The 17,244-nt window shown below is 63.0% G+C and carries 17 protein-coding genes; 13 read left to right on the top strand and 4 right to left on the bottom strand.

All coding sequences use genetic code 11. The features are described from left to right. Positions 1 to 190: 190 nt before the first annotated feature. The 4 genes from ftsY (at position 191) to rpoH (ending at position 4,239) form a co-directional block, all read left to right on the top strand. Positions 191 to 1,567, top strand: coding sequence for a signal recognition particle-docking protein FtsY (gene ftsY / locus DNK10_RS10930; RefSeq protein ID WP_131191557.1), 1,377 nt, complete (start codon positions 191 to 193; stop codon positions 1,565 to 1,567). Beyond that, entirely contained in the window at positions 1,567 to 2,238 is a 672-nt protein-coding gene (gene ftsE, locus DNK10_RS10925; protein WP_131181445.1) for a cell division ATP-binding protein FtsE, read from the top strand. Before ftsY ends, ftsE begins: the two co-directional genes overlap by 1 nt. After that, the gene (gene ftsX, locus DNK10_RS10920) at positions 2,235 to 3,251 is read left to right on the top strand and encodes a permease-like cell division protein FtsX (RefSeq protein ID WP_131181446.1); all 1,017 of its coding nucleotides are present in this window, start codon (positions 2,235 to 2,237) and stop codon (positions 3,249 to 3,251) included. Before ftsE ends, ftsX begins: the two co-directional genes overlap by 4 nt. A 133-nt stretch (positions 3,252 to 3,384) precedes the next feature. After that, on the top strand, positions 3,385 to 4,239 hold the full coding sequence (gene rpoH, locus DNK10_RS10915; RefSeq protein WP_131181447.1) for an RNA polymerase sigma factor RpoH: 855 nt from the start codon (positions 3,385 to 3,387) through the stop codon (positions 4,237 to 4,239). 391 nt (positions 4,240 to 4,630) lie between these two features. Here the strand turns inward: rpoH and mtgA are convergent, their stop codons facing one another. After that, positions 4,631 to 5,353 carry a monofunctional biosynthetic peptidoglycan transglycosylase gene (mtgA, locus tag DNK10_RS10910; protein WP_131191556.1) on the bottom strand — a complete coding sequence of 241 codons (723 nt, stop codon included), beginning with the start codon at positions 5,351 to 5,353 and terminating at the stop codon, positions 4,631 to 4,633. A 153-nt stretch (positions 5,354 to 5,506) separates the two neighbouring features. Between mtgA and DNK10_RS10905 the strand changes: the two genes are divergently transcribed. The 4 genes from DNK10_RS10905 to trmB all read left to right on the top strand — a co-directional run bounded on the left by DNK10_RS10905 (position 5,507) and on the right by trmB (position 7,888). Further along, a complete protein-coding gene (locus DNK10_RS10905) occupies positions 5,507 to 5,878 on the top strand; it encodes a DUF423 domain-containing protein (protein WP_131181449.1) in 372 nt (123 codons plus the stop codon). 164 nt (positions 5,879 to 6,042) lie between these two features. After that, positions 6,043 to 6,243 carry a sulfur carrier protein ThiS gene (gene thiS, locus DNK10_RS10900; RefSeq protein WP_131191555.1) on the top strand — a complete coding sequence of 67 codons (201 nt, stop codon included), beginning with the start codon at positions 6,043 to 6,045 and terminating at the stop codon, positions 6,241 to 6,243. Positions 6,244 to 6,288: 45 nt separating this feature from the next. Next, positions 6,289 to 7,083, top strand: coding sequence for a thiazole synthase (locus tag DNK10_RS10895; RefSeq protein ID WP_131191554.1), 795 nt, complete (start codon positions 6,289 to 6,291; stop codon positions 7,081 to 7,083). A 133-nt stretch (positions 7,084 to 7,216) separates the two neighbouring features. Beyond that, positions 7,217 to 7,888: a tRNA (guanosine(46)-N7)-methyltransferase TrmB gene (gene trmB, locus DNK10_RS10890; RefSeq protein WP_244216253.1), complete on the top strand. Its 672-nt coding sequence runs from the start codon at positions 7,217 to 7,219 to the stop codon at positions 7,886 to 7,888. Positions 7,889 to 8,090: 202 nt separating this feature from the next. Here the strand turns inward: trmB and DNK10_RS10885 are convergent, their stop codons facing one another. Then, positions 8,091 to 8,975, bottom strand: a complete 885-nt coding sequence (locus DNK10_RS10885) for an EamA family transporter (protein WP_131191552.1) — start codon at positions 8,973 to 8,975, stop codon at positions 8,091 to 8,093. 154 nt (positions 8,976 to 9,129) lie between these two features. Then, the gene (locus tag DNK10_RS10880) at positions 9,130 to 9,909 is read right to left on the bottom strand and encodes an exodeoxyribonuclease III (protein ID WP_131181454.1); all 780 of its coding nucleotides are present in this window, start codon (positions 9,907 to 9,909) and stop codon (positions 9,130 to 9,132) included. A 93-nt stretch (positions 9,910 to 10,002) separates the two neighbouring features. Between DNK10_RS10880 and pyrE the strand changes: the two genes are divergently transcribed. Then, positions 10,003 to 10,644 carry an orotate phosphoribosyltransferase gene (gene pyrE / locus DNK10_RS10875; protein ID WP_131181455.1) on the top strand — a complete coding sequence of 214 codons (642 nt, stop codon included), beginning with the start codon at positions 10,003 to 10,005 and terminating at the stop codon, positions 10,642 to 10,644. Positions 10,645 to 10,671: 27 nt separating this feature from the next. After that, positions 10,672 to 11,265 carry a DUF4124 domain-containing protein gene (locus tag DNK10_RS10870; protein ID WP_131191551.1) on the top strand — a complete coding sequence of 198 codons (594 nt, stop codon included), beginning with the start codon at positions 10,672 to 10,674 and terminating at the stop codon, positions 11,263 to 11,265. Between the two features lie 67 nt (positions 11,266 to 11,332). Here DNK10_RS10870 and DNK10_RS10865 read toward each other — a convergent pair whose 3' ends face one another. Continuing rightward, positions 11,333 to 11,734 carry an acyl-CoA thioesterase gene (locus tag DNK10_RS10865; protein WP_131181457.1) on the bottom strand — a complete coding sequence of 134 codons (402 nt, stop codon included), beginning with the start codon at positions 11,732 to 11,734 and terminating at the stop codon, positions 11,333 to 11,335. A gap of 304 nt (positions 11,735 to 12,038) precedes the next feature. On the opposite strand from DNK10_RS10865, the gene DNK10_RS10860 reads away from it, so the two are divergent. From DNK10_RS10860 to pstA, 3 genes are all read left to right on the top strand, one after another. Then, the gene (locus DNK10_RS10860) at positions 12,039 to 13,007 is read left to right on the top strand and encodes a PstS family phosphate ABC transporter substrate-binding protein (protein WP_131177661.1); all 969 of its coding nucleotides are present in this window, start codon (positions 12,039 to 12,041) and stop codon (positions 13,005 to 13,007) included. Between the two features lie 169 nt (positions 13,008 to 13,176). Next, on the top strand, positions 13,177 to 15,462 hold the full coding sequence (locus DNK10_RS10855; RefSeq protein WP_131191550.1) for an ABC transporter permease subunit: 2,286 nt from the start codon (positions 13,177 to 13,179) through the stop codon (positions 15,460 to 15,462). Positions 15,463 to 15,496: 34 nt separating this feature from the next. Next, complete coding sequence (pstA, locus tag DNK10_RS10850; RefSeq protein WP_165495985.1) at positions 15,497 to 17,152, top strand: phosphate ABC transporter permease PstA; 1,656 nt, start codon at positions 15,497 to 15,499, stop codon at positions 17,150 to 17,152. Positions 17,153 to 17,244: the final 92 nt, after the last annotated feature.

Below are 17,244 nucleotides of genomic sequence, written 5' to 3'. Positions count from 1 at the left end.
GCAACGCCAGGCGGCCTGCTTGGCTTAGCCGTGACCTGTGCGGAGGTGCTAGGATACGCATCCGTTTTACTGGCGACCACGTCTGTGCAGCGATGGTGTGCGAATCCCCTGCACGCCTGCCGTCAAGCACCGCCCTCAGCCCCACCGTGCAAGGGCCATGGCGTTCGCCCCTCTGAGATAGCCGTCCTCCATGTTTGGTTCAAAAGACGACAACAAGACCCCGGCCCCCGACGCCAGCGTCGAGCAGGGCACAGAGAAAGCCACCGAGAAGCGCGGCCTGTTCGGCTGGCTGCGCAAGAAGCCTGTAGAGCCTGCTCCCGCAGTGTCCCCGACAGAGCCGCAGCCTGAAGCGCTCGAGGAACCTGAGCCGGCTGCGGTCGAGGTGCCGGCGCCTCTCGAGCAGACCGCTACCGCCGAGCCTGAGCCGGTCGTGACCGATCCGCTGCCGACCCGCCATGGCCCCGAGGCGCTGGACGAGCCGGTCGCCGAGCAGCCTGCCGCCGCCCTCGAGCATCCTGCCGAGTTGGCCGCGGGCAGCGACGTACACCACGCCGTGCCGGCGACCCCGGCTGCCGTGGTGGCAGCGCCCGTCGAAGTGCCCGCGCCGGTCGTCGAGCAGAACAAACCGTCGGACAACAAGGGCGGCTGGTTTTCCCGCCTGCGCCAGGGCCTGTCGAAGACCAGCGCCAGTCTGGGCGAGGGCATGGCCAGCCTGTTCCTTGGCAAGAAGGTCATCGACGACGAGCTGCTCGACGAGATCGAGACCCGCCTGCTCACCGCCGACGTTGGCGTCGAGGCCACCACTTTGATCATCCAGAGCCTGACCCAGAAGGTCGCGCGCAAACAGTTGACCGACAGCGAAGCGCTGTACAAATCCCTGCAGGAAGAGCTCACCGCGCTGCTGCGTCCGGTCGAGCAGCCGCTGCAGATCGATGCCGGCAAGCAGCCCTTCGTGATCCTGGTGGTTGGCGTGAACGGCGCCGGCAAGACCACCACCATCGGCAAACTGGCCAAGAAGCTGCAGGGCGAGGGCAAGAAAGTCATGCTCGCCGCCGGCGATACCTTCCGCGCCGCCGCGGTTGAGCAATTGCAGGTATGGGGTGAGCGCAACAAGATCGCGGTGATCGCCCAGCACACCGGCGCGGATTCCGCCTCGGTGATCTTCGACGCCGTGCAGGCTGCCAAGGCCCGCGGCATGGATGTGCTGATCGCCGACACCGCCGGGCGTCTGCACACCAAAGACAACCTGATGGAAGAGCTGAAGAAGGTGCGCCGGGTGATCGGCAAGCTCGACGACAGCGCGCCCCACGAAGTGCTGCTGGTGCTGGATGCCGGCACCGGGCAGAACGCGATCAACCAGGCCAAACAATTCAACCAGACAGTGAACTTGACCGGTCTGGCCCTGACCAAGCTGGATGGCACGGCCAAGGGTGGGGTGATCTTCGCCCTGGCCAAGCAGTTCGGCCTGCCGATCCGCTACATCGGCGTCGGCGAAGGTATCGACGATCTGCGTACCTTCGAGGCCGAACCCTTCGTTCAGGCGCTTTTCCAGCAACGGGAGCAGTGATGATCCGATTCGAGCAGGTCGGCAAGCGTTATCCCAACGGTCATGTCGGGTTGCATGAGTTGAGTTTCCGCGTGCGCCGCGGCGAGTTCCTCTTCGTCACCGGCCATTCCGGTGCCGGCAAGAGCACGCTATTGCGCTTGCTGCTGGCCATGGAGCGGCCCACGTCGGGCAAGCTGCTGCTGGCTGGCCAGGATCTGTCGCAGATCACCAGCGCGCAGATTCCCTTCCTGCGCCGGCAGATCGGCGTGGTGTTCCAGAATCACCAGCTGCTGTTCGACCGCAGCGTGTTCGACAACGTGGCCCTGCCACTGCAGATTCTCGGGTTGTCCAAGAGCGACATCGGTCGCCGCGTTGGCTCGGCCCTGGAGCGGGTTTCCCTGAGCGACAAGGCCGAGCTGTTCCCTGGCGACCTGTCGACCGGGCAGCAACAGCGTGTCGGCATCGCCCGCGCCATCGTCCATCGTCCGGCCCTGCTACTGGCCGACGAACCCACCGGTAACCTCGACCCGCGTCTGGCGGCGGAAATCATGGGTGTATTCGAAGACATCAACCAGCTCGGCACCAGCGTGCTGATCGCCAGTCACGACCTGGCACTGATCGCGCGCATGCGCCACCGCATGCTTACCCTGCAGCGCGGCCGCCTGATCGGCGACGGGGAGGCAGCGGAATGAGCGCCTCCCGCGTACCACCACCGCAGCCGGCTCAGCGCGTCGGTGCGGCGCCAAAGAACGCCGAGCCCCAGGGCCCGAACAACGAGCCGGATTTCCGTACCCTGACCCACGCCTGGCTGGAAAGCCACCGCGCCAGCCTGGTCGACAGCCTGCGGCGCCTTGGCAAGCAGCCGATCGGCAGCTTCTTCACCTGCCTGGTGATGGCCGTGGCGCTGAGTCTGCCCATGGGATTGTCGCTGCTGCTCGGTAACGTCGAGCGCCTCGGTGGCTCCTGGCAGCGTGCCGCGCAGATCTCGGTATTCCTGACCATCGACGCCAGCGACAGCCAGGGCCAGGCCCTGCGTGAGCAGATCGCCGGCATGGACGACGTGGCCGAAGCCGAATGGATCAGCCGCGAAAAGGCACTGGAAGAATTTCAGCAGCAGTCCGGACTGGGCGAAGCACTCAAGGAGTTGCCGGACAATCCGTTGCCCGGCGCTGTGCTGGTGACGCCCAAGGAGGTCGACAAGGCTACCCTCGAGGCTCTGCGCCTGCGCCTGGCAGAGCTGCCCAGCGTGCAGCAGGCGCAGCTGGATCTGCTCTGGGTCGAGCGCCTGAGCGCGATTCTCAAGCTGGGCGACCGCTTCGTCTTCGGTCTGACCGTACTGCTGATAATGGCCCTGCTGCTGGTGATCGGTAATACCATCCGCCTGCATATCGAGAATCGTCGCACCGAGATCGAAGTGATCAAGCTGGTCGGCGGCACCGACAGCTACGTGCGCCGCCCCTTCCTCTATATGGGCGCGCTGTATGGCCTGGGCGCTGGTGTGCTGTCCTGGCTGGTGCTGGCCTTCGGGCTGAACTGGTTGAACGATGCCGTGGTGCGCCTGTCCGGTTTGTACGGCAGTGATTTCGCGCTGGCCGGTGTGCCGTCGGGAGACGGCTTCTCCCTATTGCTGGGAGCGGTGCTGTTGGGGTATATCGGTGCGTGGCTGGCGGTGGCGCGGCATTTGAGGGAGCTTGCTCCGCGCTGAAGTGCGACTTTGACGCTTCGCCCAACATATTGATTTGGTTGATATTGACTATTGACCGGGGAACCAGGATGGTGGCTTCCGGTCATATTGCGCAGTGCTACACTGCGTACGTTTCGTGAATCGGAGGATTCGAATGTCCACTTCTTTGCAACCTGTTCATGCTCTGGTTCCAGGCGCAAACCTGGAAGCATACGTGCATGCCGTCAACAGCATTCCGCTGCTGACGCCCGAGCAGGAGCGCGAACTGGCAGGTAATCTTTTCTACAGCCAGGATCTCGAGGCCGCCCGCCAGATGGTGCTGGCCCACCTGCGTTTCGTCGTGCATATCGCGCGCAGTTATTCCGGCTACGGCCTGGCCCAGGCTGACCTGATCCAGGAAGGTAACGTTGGTCTGATGAAGGCGGTCAAGCGCTTCAACCCGGAAATGGGTGTGCGCCTGGTGTCCTTCGCCGTGCACTGGATTCGTGCCGAAATTCACGAGTTCATTCTGCGCAACTGGCGCATCGTCAAGGTCGCGACCACCAAGGCACAGCGCAAGTTGTTCTTCAATCTGCGCAGCCAGAAGAAGCGTCTGGCCTGGCTGAACAACGACGAAGTACATGCCGTTGCCGAGAGCCTGGGCGTCGAGCCGCGTGAAGTGCGCGAAATGGAAAGCCGCCTGACCGGCCATGACATGGCCTTCGATCCGGCGGCCGATGCCGACGACGACAGCGCCTTCCAGTCTCCGGCCCAGTACCTGGAAGACCATCGTTACGATCCTGCCAGGCAGATGGAAGACGAGGACTGGAGCGACACGTCCAGCGCCAACCTGCACGAGGCTCTCGAGGCGCTCGACGAGCGCAGCCGCGATATCCTTCAGCAGCGCTGGCTGGCCGAGGAGAAAGCCACGCTGCACGAGCTGGCGGCCAAGTACAACGTCTCGGCGGAGCGTATCCGCCAGTTGGAGAAGAATGCGATGAACAAGCTCAAGGGCTCCATCGCCGCTTGATTCCAGTCAGCCGCACTCGAAACGCCCCGACTCCGCTCGGGGCGTTTGCGTTTGCGGGGGCGCAATCGGTTCTGGAGCATCGCTACGCGCGCTTAGGCTATGCAGCCTGCTGGTGATAATGGCGACGATAAGGCGGAGGCGGCCTTTCGTGGGGTGGACGACGCTTGCCTACGCGGCCCGATCCGTCCACCACTACGCGATCGCAATGGTGGATGAAAAGAGCGTCATCCACCCTACGGGGTGAGCGTCCGTTTCCGCCTTTGAGCAGATCGTAGGATGGGTGAAACCCATCAATTGCCGATGGGTTTCACCTGCGCGCCCCGATCCACCCTACGGCCGCTAACGCCTTTAAGCAGCCCATTCATGAACGCAAATATCCAGGAACAATTGTTTACCTGGTCCACCAGCCTGGGCGTGGTGCTTGCAGCTGGTTCAGGTAGTGGCTGCCGCCGAGCTGGCGCATCTGCCGGCGGATCCAGTCGGCGCGCTGATTGACGTAGCCGCTGGGGCGGCCGGCATCGAGTTGTCGCGGGTTGGGTAGCACGGCTGCCAGCAGGCTGGCCTGGCGCGCCGAGAGATAGGGGGCGCCGATATTGAAGTGGTGCCGCGCCGCCGCTTCTGCACCGAATACACCGTCAGCCCATTCCGCACTGTTGAGGTAAACCTCAAGGATGCGCTGTTTCGGCCAGAGCAGCTCGATCAGCCCGGTGAACCACACCTCGATGCCCTTGCGCAGCCAGCTACGGCCAGACCAGAGGAACAGATTCTTCGCCACCTGCTGACTCAGGGTGCTGGCTCCACGCACCGAGCCGCCCTGCTGGTTGTGCGACACCGCGGCCTTGATCGCGTCGACATCGAAGCCCCAGTGCTGGGCGAACTTCTGATCCTCGCTGGCGATGACCGCGATCTTCAGGTCGTCGGGCAGCTCGTCCCAGGATCGCCAGCTGCGCTGCAGGTCGACAGGTTTGCCGTCGATCCACGACTCGATCTTGCGCTCGACCATCAACGCCGTGCCCGGTGGCGGAACCCAGCGCAAGGCGAGCACCAGCAGGAAGGAGCCGGCGATGAACCAGAGCAGCAGCTTCAGCAGGAGGCGGCGAATGGATCGGAGCATGCGCGGGGAGCCAGGATTGGTTGGCCGAACATTATACGGCTCCCTGCGCCCTTGCGGACAATGCTGCCCACCGCTGCGGCAATCGAGAGCACGCGTCGGGATAGTTGAGGGCGTAAACTCTGCCTCATCATTCGTGAGATCGGTGAGGAAGCTATGGTTCGTCTGTGGTTGCTGTTGTCGGCCTTCGCCGGCTTTTCCGGTGTTGCCCTGGGTGCCTTCGCCGCCCATGGGCTGAAGCATAAACTGAGCCCCGAGTACTTGACGGTGTTCCAGACCGGCACCCATTACCAGTTGATCCATGCCCTGGCATTGCTTGGCGTGGCCATCCTCGCACTGGTGGCTCCTGGCCGTCTGGTGAACCTGGCGGGTGGCTTCTTCGCCATTGGTATCGTGCTGTTTTCCGGCAGCCTCTATCTGCTGACCCTCAGCGGCGTCAGCAAACTCGGTATCATCACTCCGTTCGGCGGGCTCGCCTTTCTGGCCGGTTGGGCCTGTCTGGGTCTGCTGGCCTGGCGCATGGCCTGAGAACCCGTCCACGGGCTGCTGCGCCTCGGCCCTGCGGCGTCAAATGCAGGCTCTAACTCGCTGGATCGCGAACAGCTTCTGAGACGAATGGCCGGCCTGCGCCTTGGTCATCGTCGGTGATCGGGCTAGAATGCCGGCCCTTTCTCCTGTTGTGACGTGTCGCCATGCATATCCAGTTGAACGGTGAACCCCTCGAATTGCCCGAGGGCGCCAGTGTCGCCGACCTGATCGAGCGCCTGGAGCTGGCGGGGCGCCGTGTCGCGGTCGAGCGCAACCTCGATATCGTCCCGCGCAGCCAGTACGCCAGCACCGCGTTGGCCGAGGGCGATCGCCTCGAAGTGGTACATGCCATCGGCGGCGGTTGAGCCCTGCGCCGCGCCCATCCAACCCTTCCGTGCAGAGGAATCCCCATGAGCCACCCTGTCAGCGACAAGCCCTTTACCCTGGCCGGCCGTACCTATCAGTCGCGCCTGCTGGTCGGTACCGGTAAATACAAGGATCTCGACGAAACCCGTGCAGCCATCGAGGCCTCGGGCGCGGAGATCGTTACCGTGGCGGTGCGGCGTACCAACATCGGCCAGAACCCGGGCGAGCCCAACCTGCTCGACGTGATTTCGCCGGATCGCTACACCATCCTGCCGAACACCGCCGGTTGCTACGACGCCGTCGAGGCCGTGCGAACCTGCCGCCTGGCTCGCGAACTGCTGGATGGCCACAAGCTGGTCAAGCTGGAAGTGCTGGCCGATCAGAAAACCCTGTTTCCCAACGTGATCGAAACCCTCAAGGCTGCCGAAGTGCTGGTCAAGGAAGGCTTCGACGTGATGGTGTACACCAGCGATGACCCGATCATCGCCCGGCAACTGGCGGAAATGGGCTGCATCGCGGTGATGCCGCTGGCCGGCCTGATCGGTACCGGGCTGGGTATCTGCAACCCTTACAACTTGCGCATCATCCTTGAGGAAGCGACCGTTCCCGTGCTGGTGGATGCCGGCGTGGGCACCGCATCCGATGCCACCATCGCCATGGAGCTCGGTTGCGAGGCCGTGCTGATGAACAGCGCCATCGCCCATGCCCAGCACCCGGTGCTGATGGCCCGGGCCATGAAATACGCCATCGAGGCCGGTCGTTTGGCCTACCTGGCCGGGCGTATGCCGAAGAAGCTCTATGCCAGCGCATCATCCCCGCTCGACGGCCTGATTCGCTGAGGTTCACCTGCAGCGCAGGTGCCGAACGGGGACGAACAGTCCCCGTTCGCGGTTTTCCCTTTCCCTAATTGCGTGCCCCGAGTGCCCCATGAGCGATATCGAACAAACCACCGCCGATGAAACCCCTCGGCATCTGCGCACCATCAAGAGTTTCGTGATGCGCGCCGGCCGCACCACCTTCGGCCAGCAGCGTGGCCTCGACCAGGGCTGGCCGAAGTTCGGTCTGGAACTGGACAGTGGCGCCCAGGATTTCGACGCGGTATTCGGCCGTCAGGCGCCGCGTACCTTTGAAATCGGTTTCGGCATGGGGCACTCCACTCTGGAGATGGCGGCTGCGGCGCCGGAGCAGGATTTCATCGGCGTGGAAGTGCACAAGCCGGGTGTAGGTGCCCTGCTCAATGGAGTGATGACCCAAAACCTTGGCAACGTTCGCGTGTACAGCTGCGATGCTCTGGAAGTGCTACGCCAATGCGTGGCCGATGCCAGCCTCGACCGCGTGCTGCTGTTCTTCCCGGATCCCTGGCACAAGGCGCGTCACCACAAGCGCCGTATCGTCCAGCCGGCGTTTGCCGAGCTGGTACGTCAGAAGCTCAAGGTCGGCGGCGTGCTGCATATGGCCACCGACTGGGAGCCCTATGCCGAGTACATGCTGGAGGTGATGAATGTCGCCCCTGGCTATCGCAACCAGGCGGCCGATGGCCGCTGTGTGGAGCGCCCGGCCGAACGCCCGGTGACCAAGTTCGAGCGCCGTGGCGAGCGTCTGGGACACGGTGTGTGGGATCTGAAATTCGAGCGCATCGATTGATCGAGCGGGTGAGGCGGATCGCTTGCAGGAGCAATAGGCGGTGTCCGTCAAAGATCGCCGGCAAGCCGGCTCCTACGGGCTTTGGTTCGCCGGCAACAATTCTCGAGTGCCCCACGTTGTAGGAGCCGGCTTGCCGGCGATAGCGGTAGTCGCGTGGATCTGGCGGTTCAGCTCGGATCGCTGCCCCAACAGTGCCCCTCCGTCAGGCAGCAGCCCCGCGCAACTGCTGCAGCAGGCGCGCACCGAATACGTTGATGAGCAAGCCGAGCATCACCACCGCTGCACCTATCCACTGCGCAAGGCTCAGACCTTCATCCAGTAGCAACCAGGCCGAGCTGAGGCCGATTACCGGCACCAGCAGCGAGAAGGGTGCCACCTGGCTGGCCGGATAGCGTGACAGCAGGCGACTCCACAGGCCGTAGCCGAGCAGGGTGGCGATGAACGCCAGGTAGGCGATGGCCAGTAGCGAGTTGAGGGAGATGGTACGTAGCGCTGTTTCGATCTGCTCAGGCCCTTCGAGCATCAGCGACAGTGCCAGGAACGGCAGTGGCGGAATCAGGCTGCCCCACACCACCAGGCTGACCAGGTTCACCTTGCCGATGCGCTTGGTGACGATATTGCCGAGCCCCCACATCGCCGCCGCACACAGGGTCAGTACGAAGCCGGCCAGGGTGAAGCTGCGCCCGCTTTCGCTGCCGATCAGCAAGAGTCCCGCAGCCGCCACGAGAAGCCCTACCAGGCTGCTGCGGCGTACCGTTTCGCCGATGAACAGCGCGGCGAAGCCCAGGGTGAAGAACGCTTGCGCCTGCAGCACCAGCGACGCCAGGCCTGCGGGCATGCCGGCGTACATGGCCGAGAAGAGAAAGGCGAACTGGCCCAGGGAGATGGTCAGGCCATAGGCGAGCAGCCAGCGCAGCGGCATATCCGGGCGACGCACGAAGAGAATGGCGGGAAAGGCCGCGAGCATGAAACGCAAGGCGCCGAGCAGCATCGGCGGTACGCCTTCCAGCCCGACCTTGATCACCACGAAGTTCACGCCCCAGGCAACGATCACCACGGCGGCCAGCAGAATATCCTTGGGTGTCATGGCGCGGCCTTGTGTGGTGGTATGCGGACGCGCAGGCTAGCGCGGATGGCCGGGGCTGACACGCCACAGTTAGCGGCATTTTTTCCCATACAGCACGGCACAGATAAAAACGCCCCGAACAGGTCGGGGCGTTTTCATGTAGGCGACATCTCGATCAGACAGTCAGCGTCCAGTCGTAGTCGACGATCAGCGGCGCGTGCTGGGAGAAACGCGGCTGACGCGGCAGGCGCGCGGTACGCACGCTGCGGCGCATGCCAGGGGTGAGCAACTGATAGTCGAAGCGATAGCCCAGGTTGAGCATCTGGGCCTGTTCGTTGTCCGGCCACCAACTGAACTGGTCAGCCTCGCGGTTGACCTCGCGCACGGCATCCACATAACCCATGGCACCAGTGATCTCGTCCATCCAGGCGCGTTCAGGTGCCATGAAGCCGGGCGATTGCTGGCAGTCACGCCAGTTCTTCACATCCAGTTTCTGGTGGGCGACGTAGAGCGAGCCGCAATAGATGTAGTCGCGGCGCTTGCGGCGCTGCTTGTCCAGGTACTTGGAGAAATCGTCCATGAACTTGAATTTCTGATTCAGGTTCTCGTCACCGCCCATGCCCGATGGCAGCAGCAGCGTGGCGATGCTCACTTTGTCGAAATCCGCCTGCAGGTAGCGCCCGTAGCGATCGGCCGTTTCAAAACCGAGTCCGCTGATTACCGCCTTGGGTTGCAACCGCGAGTAGAGCGCCACGCCACCTTGGCTTGGCACTTCTGCATCGCAGGCATAGAGGAAATAGCCATCCAGTTGGAGGGCTTGGTCGTCCAGCTCAAAGGCGGAGGCACGGGTATCCTGCAGGCAGATCACGTCGGCATTCTGTGCTTGCAGCCAACTGAGCAAACCGCGCTCGACTGCAGCATGAATACCATTCACGTTCACACTGATGATCCGCATAAATGGCCCCCAAAAACACGTGCGTGTATGATACCTGAGCTAGACGCCATTTAGTAATTCCAAGCCACATCCAGTGCCGCCTCAGGGTCATTCATGCAAACGTATCAGCGCGATTTCATTCGTTTTGCCATCGAACGAGGCGTTCTGCGCTTCGGCCAGTTCACCCTCAAGTCGGGGCGCGTCAGCCCTTACTTCTTCAACGCTGGCCTGTTCGCCAGCGGTTTGGCGTTGGCTCGCCTCGGGCGCTTCTACGCGGCGGCGGTGGTGGACAGCGGTATCGAGTTCGACGTGCTGTTCGGCCCGGCCTACAAGGGTATTCCGCTGGCTGCCAGCACCGGCGTGGCGCTGGCCGAGCATCATGATCTCGACCTGCCCTGGTGCTTTAACCGCAAGGAAGCCAAGGATCATGGCGAAGGCGGCACGCTGGTCGGCGCACCGCTGAGTGGCCGTGTGCTGATCATCGATGACGTGATCACCGCCGGCACCGCGATCCGCGAAGTGATGCAGATCATTCAGGCGCAGAACGCCCAGGCTGCCGGTGTACTGATCGCTCTGGATCGTCAGGAGCGCGGCCGTGGCGAACTGTCGGCGATCCAGGAGGTGGAGCGCGACTTCGGTATTCCAGTAGTGAGCATTGTGTCTCTGCAGCAAGTGCTGGAATATCTGGCCGATGATGCTGAACTGAAGCACTATTTGCCTGCTGTGGAAGCCTATCGGGCCGAGTACGGCATCTGACCCTGGCAAGCCGAGAGAGCGCGTTCCATGTCCAAATCGCCCATCATGCGTCGCACCCTCTGGCTTGGTCTGCTGCTGCCGCTTTGGGCGGGCGCCAGCGAGATGTATCGCTACACCAATGCCCAGGGCATTACGGTGATCAACCGTCAGGGCGTGCCCAGCGAGTTCATCGGCAAGGGCTATGACGTGCTCAACGAGCAGGGCCGCGTCGTGCGCGTGGTGCCGCCGGCTCCGACGCCTGAGGAAATGAAGAAGCTGCTGGCTGACCGGGAGCGGGCGAAGTCCGATGTTCAGTTGCTGCGCCTGTACAGCAGCTCCGAGGACGTCGACCGTGCGCAGGCGCGCAAGCTGGCCGAGCTGGACGGACTGATCGGTGTTGCCACCGGTAACTTGCAGTCGGCGCGACTGCAGCAGGCCAACCTGCAGAAGCAGGCCGCGGATCTGGAGCGCGCGGGGCGTCAGGTGCCCGAGCAACTGCTTGGCCAGATCACTAGCCAGCGTAATGAGCAGGTTCGCCTGAAGAAGGAAATCGAACGTCACCAGGCAGCGCGCAAACAGGCGGAAAGCAATTTTGCAGCGGATCGTTCACGGGTGGGCGAGCTGCTCGGACAAGATCGCTAAAAGCCTGAAACCCATGCGGCGCTGATGGTGGAGAAAGGGCGGCAGCTACGTGCGTCCGTCCACTTTCTCAGCGGCGTGCTGGTACCGAGCGGGTACGGCCACTGCCGTCGATGGCGACGAACACAAAGACTGCCTCGGTGACCTTGCGCCATTCGCTGGACAACGGGTCGTCACTCCACACTTCTACCAACATCTGGATCGAGCTGCGGCCGATCTCCAGTGCCTGGGTATAGAAGGACAACTGCGCGCCAACGGCGACCGGAACCAGGAAGGCCATGCGATCGATGGCCACGGTAGCGACGCGGCCAGCGGCGACCTTGCTCGCCATGGCGGTGCCAGCCAGATCCATCTGCGAGACCAGCCAACCGCCGTAGATGTCGCCGAAACCATTGGTTTCGCGCGGCAGTGCGGTGATCTGCAGTGCCAGATCGCCCTGAGGTATCGGGTCTTCCTGTTCGAAGTCTTTCATCTGTTCACGGCTCGCGGCGCGGTGGTTGGCCCTGTGGAGATGGGCCGGGAAAGTATACCGACTGGGTGGTCGCCCCGCGACCTTAACGCGTTGCGAGCGCCCATGCACCCGGATTCGTCTCCGCCGATGCTCAATTTGCATCGTCATCCAACTGTCACATTGATTACATAGAGTGGTCACATCGGCTGACGATACTGAGCCCCGTTCCAACCAACACGACCCAATCGTGAGAAGGCGGTAGATCGGGCGCTACGACCACGGCACGCCGGCCTTCCAATGATTACCACTCTGCTAGGAGCAAGGCATGAAACTGAAGCGTTTGATGGCGGCCATGACATTTGTTGCAGCTGGCGTCGCCACTGCCAATGCGGTTGCCGCTGTCGATCCGGCTCTGCCGACCTATGAGAAGACTTCGGGCGTATCTGGCAACCTGTCCAGCGTCGGTTCCGATTCCCTGGCCAACCTGATGACCTTGTGGGCTGAAAACTACAAGCAGTCCTACCCGAACGTGAACATCCAGATCCAGGCCGCTGGTTCTTCCACCGCGCCACCTGCACTGACCGAAGGCACCGCCAACCTCGGCCCGATGTCGCGCGCCATGAAGGACAGCGAGATCCAGGCTTTCGAGCAGAAGTACGGCTACAAGCCGACCGCCGTTCCGGTCGCCATCGACGCCCTGGCCGTATTCGTGCACAAGGACAACCCGATCAAGCAACTGACCATGCAGCAGGTCGATGCCATCTTCTCCAGCACCCGTCTGTGCGGCGAAGCCAAAGACCTGAAAACCTGGGGCGACATCGGCCTGACCGGCGAGTGGGCTACCAAGCCGGTTCAGCTGTTCGGTCGTAACTCGGTATCCGGCACCTACGGCTACTTCAAGGAAGAAGCCCTGTGCAAAGGTGACTTCAAGTCCAACGTCAACGAGCAGCCGGGTTCGGCCTCCGTGGTGCAGTCGATCTCCAGCACTGTCAACGCCATCGGCTACTCGGGCATTGGCTACCGTACCGCCAGCGTCCGTGCCGTTCCCCTGGTGAACAAGCAGGGCGAAGTCGAGGAAGCCAACGAGGACAACGCGCTGTCCGGCAAGTACCCGCTGGCTCGCTTCTTCTACATCTACGTGAACAAGGCGCCCAACAAGCCGCTGAGCCCGCTGGATGCGGAGTTCCTCAAGCTGATCCTGTCCAAGCAGGGCCAGGACGTCGTGGTCAAGGATGGCTACATCCCGCTGCCTGCCAAGGTCGTCGAGAAGACTCGCACGGAACTGGGGCTGTAAGCCACACGTAGTAAGCAACTCCCGCAGCCCACCTCTCCCCCGGGAGGTGGGCTTCGCTACGTCACCGCGCTGTAACTTTTCTGTCACACGAACAGGCTAGATTTGGCCTGGCTAGTGAAACGGACGAAGAATACGGCGCGCTCATGGCCGCGCAGAGACGCTCTCCACTATGAATGACTTGGCAAGTGAACCCATGACCGCCTCTCCCAATTCCCTCGGGCTGGACTTCAACACTCCGGCCCTGCAGCGCAAGCGCCGCCTGCGCGCCTTCAAGGATCGCCTGGCACGCTGGTGCGTGTCGGTTGGCGGCCTGGCCGTGCTTGGCGCCATCACCCTGATCTTTTTCTACCTCGCCTATGTCGTGCTGCCGATGTTCCAGGGCGCCGACATCGAGAAGCGCGCCGCTGTAGAACCTGCGTGGTTGGCCGATGCCGACGCACCGCTGCTGCTGGCCCTGGAAGAACAGAACCAGGTCGGTATGCGCCTGGCTCGCGATGGTCGGGTTCAGTTCTTCGATGCTCAGAGCATGGCGGCGCTGACCAGTATCGAGCTGCCCCTGCCGGCGGGCAGCGAGGTGGTCTCCGTCGGCGAGGATCAGCCGGGTAGCCACCGCGTCGCGCTCGGTCTGTCCAATGGCCAGGCGCTGGTGTTCGAGCACACCTATCGGATCTCCTACCCGAACGACGTGAAGACCATCACGCCGACCATCGTCTACCCGTTCGGCGAAACGCCGTTGACCATCGATCCTCAAGGCCGCCCGCTGGAACATATGGGCATCAGCCTGAACAGCGGTACGTTGCTGGTCGCTGGCTCGGTAGGCAGTGAGTTGCAGGCCCTGAGCCTGAGCCGTACCGAGAACCTGATGACCGGTGAGGTCAGCACCAGCGAGGAGCGCCTGGCGCTGCCGCAGATCGCCGAGCCGATCAAGGAGCTGATCATCGATCCGCGTCAGCATTGGCTGTTCGTGATCAACGGTCGTGCCACTGCCGATGTCTTCGACATACGCAGCAAGGCCCTCAACGGTCGCTACAAGCTGCTCAGCGATGGTTCCCGCGAAATCACTTACGCCACCTCGTTGCTGGGCGGTATTTCCCTGCTGATCGGCGATAGTGCCGGCGGCATCCAGCAGTGGTTCATGGTGCGTGACGAGGACGGCAAGTCCTCGCTCAAGCCGGTACGTGAATTCACGATGGCTGGCAGCCCTATCACTCAGATCATCTCGGAAGAGCGTCGCAAGGGTTTTATCGCCCTGGACGCCAAGGGCAACCTGGGCATCTTCCACAGCACTGCGCACCGCACCCTGCTGGTCGAGCCGGTAGCGGAAGGCTACAACATCGCCGCTCTGTCACCGCGCGCCAACCGTGCTCTGGTCGAAGCCAATGGCAAGATCGAGCGCGTGCTGATCGATAACCCGCACCCGGAAATTTCCTGGAGCTCGCTGTGGGGCAAGGTCTGGTACGAGAACTACGACAAGCCGGCTTATGTCTGGCAGTCGACCTCGGCCAGCACCGACGCCGAGCCGAAGCTGAGCCTGGCACCGCTGGCCTTCGGTACGCTCAAGGCTGCCTTCTACGCCATGCTGCTGGCTGCTCCACTGGCCATCGCCGCGGCGATCTACACCGCTTACTTCATGGCCCCGGCCATGCGCGGCAAGGTCAAACCGGTGATCGAGCTGATGGAAGCGCTGCCGACGGTGATCCTCGGCTTCTTCGCCGGCCTGTTCCTCGCACCTTATGTGGAGGGACACCTGCCCGGTATCTTCAGCCTGTTGATCTTCACGCCGATCGGTATTCTGCTGGCGGGCTTCCTGTGGAGCCGCCTGCCTGAATCGGTGCGCCTGCGTGTGCCCGATGGCTGGGAAGCGGCGCTGCTGATCCCGGTGATCCTGCTGGTCGGCAGCGTGTCGCTGAGCATGAGCGGCTACCTGGAGAACTGGTTGTTCGACGGTAACATGCGCGCCTGGCTGAGCAATGACCTGGGCATCCCGTTCGATCAGCGCAACGCTCTGGTGGTCGGTCTGGCCATGGGCTTCGCGGTGATCCCGAACATCTACTCGATCGCCGAAGACGCCGTGTTCAGCGTGCCCAAGAGCCTGACGTTCGGCTCCCTGGCCCTGGGCGCCACGCCGTGGCAGACGCTGACTCGTGTGGTGATCCTGACCGCCAGCCCGGGCATCTTCTCGGCGGTGATGATCGGCATGGGGCGCGCCGTCGGCGAGACCATGATCGTGCTGATGGCCACCGGCAACACGCCGATCATGGACATGAACATCTTCGAAGGTCTGCGCACCCTGGCCGCCAACGTGGCGGTGGAAATGCCCGAGTCGGAAGTCGGTGGTACCCATTACCGGGTGCTGTTCCTCTCCGCCCTGGTGCTGCTGTCGTTCACTTTCGTCATGAATACGCTGGCCGAGCTGGTGCGTCAGCGCCTGCGCGTCAAGTACGCTTCGCTCTGAGGACTGCAAGACTATGTCCGTGAAACAGCACAACATGAAATCCTGGTTCAAGAGCGGTTCGCCCTGGATCTGGATGAACGCCGGTGCGGTATCCATCGCCATCATCATGACCCTGGGTCTGCTGGCCGTGATCGCCACCCGTGGTCTGGCCCACTTCTGGCCGGCCGACATCATCGAGGCCAGCTACCAGATCCCTGGTGAAGAAGCCAAGATCATGGCCGGCGAAGTGGTGCAGAAGGAAGAAATTCCCCGTGCCCGCCTGGCCTCTGCCGGCTTGCCGGTGAACGTCGAGGGCGGCGAGTTCATGACTCGCGAGCTGCTCAAGGTCGGTAACCGCGATCTGTATGGCGCGGACTTCTCCTGGGTAGTCGGCGAATGGCTCAGTGAGCAGCGCAAGCCCGAGACCCTGACCGCCTTCGAGCGCCGCGAGTGGGGCAACTTCTACGGCTACCTGATCAACGTCAAGGAAGACGGCAAGCTGGTTGCCGAAGGCGATGCCGCCTGGGCCGAGCTGCAGAAGCGCATCGAGCGCGTCGACGATCTGCACGGCCAGATCGTGCAGTTGGAGAAACGTGATATCGGCCGCATCAACGCCGGTCTCGAACGCGTCCGTCTGCAGACCCGCAAGCTGGAACTCAGCGGTGGATTGACCGACGCGGCCCAGGCCGACCTCGACGCCGAGCGTGCCCGCTGGGATGCCGAGTACAAGGTGCTGGAAGCCGAGCTGAATGCCCGTCATCAGCAGTTCAATCGCGACAGCATGACCGTTCGTTCGGCCGATGGCCGCGAGCAGGAAATAAGCCTCGGCAAAGTGGTGCGCGCTTTCCGCCCGAACGCGATGTCGACCCTCGACAAGCTCAGCTTCTACGGCAGCAAGCTGTGGGAGTTCGTCAGCGACGATCCGCGAGAGGCGAATACCGAGGGCGGTATCTTCCCGGCGATCTTCGGCACCATCATGATGACCCTGATCATGGCGGTCATCGTCACCCCGTTTGGCGTGGTTGCGGCGATCTATCTGCGCGAATACGCCAAGCAGGGCCCGCTGACCCGAGTGATCCGCATCGCGGTCAACAACCTGGCCGGTGTCCCGGCGATCGTCTACGGCGTGTTCGGCCTGGGCTTCTTCGTCTACGTGCTGGGTGGCTCGATCGACCGCCTGTTCTTTCCCGAGGCAGCGCCGGCACCGACCTTCGGCACGCCGGGCCTGCTGTGGGCCTCGTTGACCCTGGCACTGCTCGCCGTGCCGGTGGTGATCGTCGCCACCGAGGAAGGTCTGGCGCGTATTCCACGGGCGCTGCGTGAAGGCTCCCTGGCGCTGGGCGCGACCAAGGTCGAAACCCTCTGGCGCGTGGTGCTGCCGATGGCCAGCCCGGCGATGATGACCGGTCTGATCCTCGCCGTGGCCCGTGCCGCGGGCGAAGTGGCGCCGCTGATGCTGGTCGGTGTGGTGAAACTGGCGCCGAGCCTGCCGGTCGATGGTAACTATCCTTACCTGCACCTCGACCAGAAGATCATGCACCTGGGCTTCCATATCTATGACGTCGGCTTCCAAAGCCCCAACGTCGAGGCCGCGCGGCCGCTGGTTTATGCCACCGCGCTGCTGCTGGTAATGGTGATCGCAATTCTCAACCTGACGGCCGTTTACATGCGCAACCGCCTGCGCGAGAAGTACAAGGCCCTGGACCACTAAATCCGAGCCGCAAGCCTCAAAGCCGCAAGCTTCAAGCAGAAGCGCGGCGGACGGGCTTGCAGCTTGCAGCTTGCAGCTTGGCGCTGCGAACG

Source organism: Phytopseudomonas daroniae, from assembly GCF_004327275.1.
GTDB lineage: Bacteria > Pseudomonadota > Gammaproteobacteria > Pseudomonadales > Pseudomonadaceae > Aquipseudomonas > Aquipseudomonas daroniae.
This window is presented reverse-complemented; position numbering and strand designations above follow the sequence as displayed.